Genomic DNA, 2,484 nt, shown 5'->3' with positions numbered 1-2,484 from the left:
GGTCGAGGAGTTTTTCCAGTCCGGCAAGGGCCTGGCGGCCTTGGACGAGCACCAGGTCCGCCGCTACCCGTCCTGGTCCCGCTGGGTCACCCTGGAGGGCAGAACGGCTACGCGCTGGCCACCCTGCCCACCGGGCAGGGCGGCATCCTGGCCACCATCGGCAGTCACATCGCCGCCAAGGCTGCGCCGTACCTGCCGCCGTGGGCCGGCGCCGCCGTCCTCCCGCCCGTCGCTGGGTGGGGCGTGCACGAGATGTGGGGCCACAGCGCCCTGTCGGCCGGGCTCGCGTCGGCCGGCATGGGCGCCGGCGGAGTAGTCCTGTCGGCCGTCACCTGGGCCGTGGCGGGCGGCACGAACAAGTTCCGCCGCTACCGGCGCGCGCAGGCCACGACCAGTGTCGCCGCGGGCATGGGCTGGCTGACCTGCGCGGTCTCCGCAGGTCCCTTCGGCCACCCGATGGCCGACCTGTGGCTGCTGGGGGGCGGGCTGTTCGCGGCATCGTGGAACGTGCGGCAGCTCATGCGTAACGCCCACGACGAGACCGAGCAGACCGACTCCGGCGGTCTGGGCAAGCTGGCCGAGGCCATCGGCCTGGAGAAGGTGCAGGTCAAGAACGCCAAGGGCAACGGCAAGGGCGTGGTGACCGCCGAAGTCTGGCCCGAGGCGGGCAAGACGGTGGAGGACGTGCAGTCCGCCGCCCCGAAGATCGCCGCCGCGCTGCACGTGCCGCCGTCCGCGATCACGGTCACCCGCGACCCGGACAACGCCGGCCACGGCACCTTCTCCGCCCGCGTCGCCGACCTGCTCAAAGACGGTGCCCCTTCCAGCCTCCGCAGGTGCTCGGGCTGATGCCCACCGAACCCATCCCCGTGGGCCTGTATGCGGACGGGGAGATCTGGTGGATCAACCCCTTCCTGGCCGAGATCCTCCAGCACCTGCTGGTCATGGGGGTGGCCGGCTCCGGGAAGTCGGAGTTCGCCCGCAGCGTGCTGGCGCACCTGATGACCCGCCGCAAGCTCACCATCTGGCTGATCGACCTGGCCAAGGGCGAGCAGACCGTCGGGCACATGAAAGAGGGCCTGGACTGGTTCGTGGACCTCAAGCGCGGGGGCAAGCGGGAGGCCAAGGCCATGCTGCGGTGCCTTCCCGCGGTGATCGCTGCCCGCGGCACCGCGCTGGCCGAGGAGGGCCTGGACCAGTGGACACCTGAGTCGAAGCTGAACGCGATGGTGGTGTGGATCGAAGAGGCCGCCGACGTCGCCGACTTCGAAGTCCTGGACGAGATCGCCCGCAAGGCCCGCTCGGTCGGCATGTGGCTGGTGGTCAGCCTCCAGCGCGCATCGTGGAAGAACGTCTCCACCGACGTCCGCGCCAACTTCCAGGCCTCCGCCTGCTTCGGCGTCGATGACGTTGCCGATGCCGGGTTCTGCCTGCCCGACCGGGTCACCGAGTCCGGCGCGATCCCCGAGTGGGGATCGGACCGGCCCGGCTACGCCTACGCCACCGGGATGGGCATCCCCACGGGGCGGTGGACCACCGAAGTCCGCGGCTCGCTGACCAAACCGGTCCGCGACCAGATCCGGGACATGATCCTCGCTGCCGCGGCCGTCCGTGACCCCCTGGACGACGTGTCCGCGCGGGCCGCCGGCCTGGCCTACGAACAGCGCACCCATCACGGCACCAACCGCACCAACACCCCCGACGACACGCCCGCGGTGGCCCCCGCCCGTCTGCAGGCCGTCCCGCCGTCGGAGCTGGAGCCGGAGGACTGGGAGGACGCGGAAGAGACGGACGACGAGATGGACGCCGTGGATCCGGCAGCAGAGGAGGCCGCCGCGATGGAACTGCAGGACGCCTACGAGGAGGTGATGGGCCAGATCCCCGATGACCCGGAACCCGACGCCGGCTATGCCCGCCTCCGCCTGGAGGACGAAGTCCCCGACGCCAACCCCGACACCCCGCTCGCCTTCGAGCAGCCGGACCGGCCGTCCACCGAAGAGGCCCGCGCCATCCTTTACGGCCAGATCGACCAGTGGGCCGCAAGCGACCATCTCGCCTTCGAGACCGGCGACCTGATCCCCGTTGCCGTGGCCGCGGGCCGCAAGCGGGGCTGGCTCCACAAGGAGCTGAACGAACTCGTCCGCCAGGGCGTGCTCCGCCACGACGCCCACGGCGAGTACACCATCGTCCGCCCGGTCACCGGCGCCGCCGAGCAGTCACGCACCGTCACGAATGTCACTGTCACGCCCGCCGTGATTGTCACTGTCACGGCGGGCGGGGGCCTATAGGAAAGTCACGCGAAAACGCCGTGACATCGCCCCCGTGACAGTCACGAGCGGCCGTGACATTCCCTCGTGACAATCACGTACCGTTGTCCCGTGCCACTGGATCTTGACCGTTTGCCATCGGACTTTGACCGACGCGAGTTTGTGTCATCGGAGTTTGATCACCGCAGGTCAGCGACTCAGCGCACCTTCGGTGCGC

At 70.3% G+C, this 2,484-nt stretch carries 1 protein-coding gene and 1 pseudogene; both read left to right on the top strand.

Features of this window, described 5'->3' with window-relative positions; genetic code table 11:
- Window positions 1-849: pseudogene (locus tag AB0H32_RS47900) on the top strand (hypothetical protein); the annotation flags it as partial.
- Window positions 849-2,288 carry a hypothetical protein gene (locus tag AB0H32_RS47895; RefSeq protein ID WP_361135917.1) on the top strand — a complete coding sequence of 480 codons (1,440 nt, stop codon included), beginning with the start codon at window positions 849-851 and terminating at the stop codon, window positions 2,286-2,288. The pseudogene AB0H32_RS47900 and the gene AB0H32_RS47895, both read left to right, overlap by 1 nt.
- Window positions 2,289-2,484: the final 196 nt, after the last annotated feature.

The organism is Streptomyces sp. NPDC020362 (assembly GCF_040642095.1).
In the GTDB taxonomy this organism is placed as follows: Bacteria; Actinomycetota; Actinomycetes; order Streptomycetales; family Streptomycetaceae; genus Streptomyces.
Note: the sequence above shows the minus strand (reverse complement) of the source record. Positions and strands in the feature narration are given on the sequence as shown.

What these genes read in the sequence shown, in the direction of transcription:
- AB0H32_RS47895 (WP_361135917.1), top strand. Translation starts at nt 849, where the DNA reads ATGCCCACCGAACCCATCCCCGTGGGCCTGTATGCGGACGGGGAGATC.